We start from the raw sequence: 1,591 nt of genomic DNA, 5'->3' as shown, positions 1-1,591 counted from the left end.
TTTCGCAAAGCAGGGGTTTAGTGGTGTTTCAATACGCCAGGTAGCCACCGCCGTTGGCGTGAGTATCGCAACGATCTACCACCACTTTCCTGACAAGAAAGCGCTGTATCTCAGCAGTATCGAAGCTTCGTTTAAAGACATAGCTCCAAAGTTAGAAGCCGCTTTGCAGCCCGTTGGTAGTGAAGAGGAACAATTGAGGCGATTTATCTTTCAGTTCACGGAACTCATGGCAAACGACGAAAATCTTAGGCTCCTTCTACAACGTGAACTGTTAGAAGCTGATGAAGAAAGAATATCGCTACTCGCGAATAATGTTTTCATGGCGCAATGGGTAAATGTATTAAAACTAGTGGAGCGAATTTCTCCCAATAGCGACCCGCACATGACATCTATTTCTTTGTTCTCCCTTGTTTTTTATCACTTGGAATCTAAACCAATGAGGGTGTTTTTTCCTGGTGGAAAACCCGAGCATGATGACCCTGAATTCATTGCTGAACATGTATGTCATTTACTGAAAAATGGAGTGTTCCAATGAGTCTACGATTAGTAACACGATTATTAGCTGTTCTTGCAGCCGTCAGCATAGCTACGGCTTGCGGCGAGCAAAACGATACACTTCGTACCCAACTAGTGGCCGCCAAGCCAATTGAGGTCGATGCTCATCATGTTAAAGAAGATCTAGTGCCTCGATTTTATTCGGCAACAGGGTACACCAATGTATCTCGCAGTATCGAAATCAGTACTTCGCAATCGGCAACGATTGACGAACTGACAGTAAAAGAGGGTGACATGGTGTCTCAAGGTGATTTGCTAGTAGCCTTGGATGAAACCGAATTGCTTACCTCTATTCGTCGAGCAGAGAGTGCTATCGAATCAGCCAAAATTCGATTAAAGGATATGGCACATGATGTAGATAATGCTCGTCAACTGCGCGAAAAACGCGTGATTACTGTGGAACAACTTCGCAAGGCAAAAGTGCAACACAATCTTGCGGAAACTCAGTTGAATCAAGCGCAGAGTGAGCTGGAAAGGCAGCTTGCTCGGGAGCCTTATCACCGCATCAATAGTCCAATTGATGCACGCGTTATTAAGCGCTGGGTGAATCAAGGGGATTTGGCTGTTATTGGAAAACCTCTTCTTCAACTCGAAGCGATTGGTGGTTTGGAGTTTGAGGCTTCGTTGCCAGCAGAGTGGGGGCAGACTCTAAATATTGGTGACCAATATGACATTAAAATTCACAAGCGCGATGAACCCGTTAAAGCCGTTATATCTCATATCGTGAATAGTGTTGATCGTATTACCCAAACCATTCAGATCAAACTCGCTTTGCCTGAATCCTACAAACTTGAAGCCGGCTTATCAGGGCAGGTGGACTTCATTATCTCTTATGAAAAACAGATTCTTGTTGATTCTTCATCAATCATTAAGCGGGCGGGGGTGTTTGGTGTATACCGAATCAATGAAGGTAAAGCAGTGTTTACGCCGGTCAATTTTGAGCGGAAGTGGCAACGTTATTTGGTGGTTCTCTCAGGCCTCGAGCCATCGGATATCGTTATCACTAACCCGCCATCTTCCTTAAGAGATGGGAGTC

Annotated in this window: 2 protein-coding genes; both read left to right on the top strand. The window is 44.8% G+C overall.

Annotation, left to right across the window (positions count from 1 at the left end; genetic code table 11):
• A partial coding sequence (locus A3729_RS04470; protein WP_068633277.1) for a TetR/AcrR family transcriptional regulator occupies positions 1-535 on the top strand: 535 nt, incomplete at its 5' end.
• A partial coding sequence (locus tag A3729_RS04465) for an efflux RND transporter periplasmic adaptor subunit (RefSeq protein ID WP_068633275.1) occupies positions 532-1,591 on the top strand: 1,060 nt, incomplete at its 3' end. The genes A3729_RS04470 and A3729_RS04465, both read left to right, overlap by 4 nt.

It is taken from the genome of Oleiphilus sp. HI0043 (assembly GCF_001634935.1).
The sequence above is the reverse complement of the archived record's forward strand: the minus strand, read 5'-3'. Positions and strand labels throughout refer to the sequence as shown.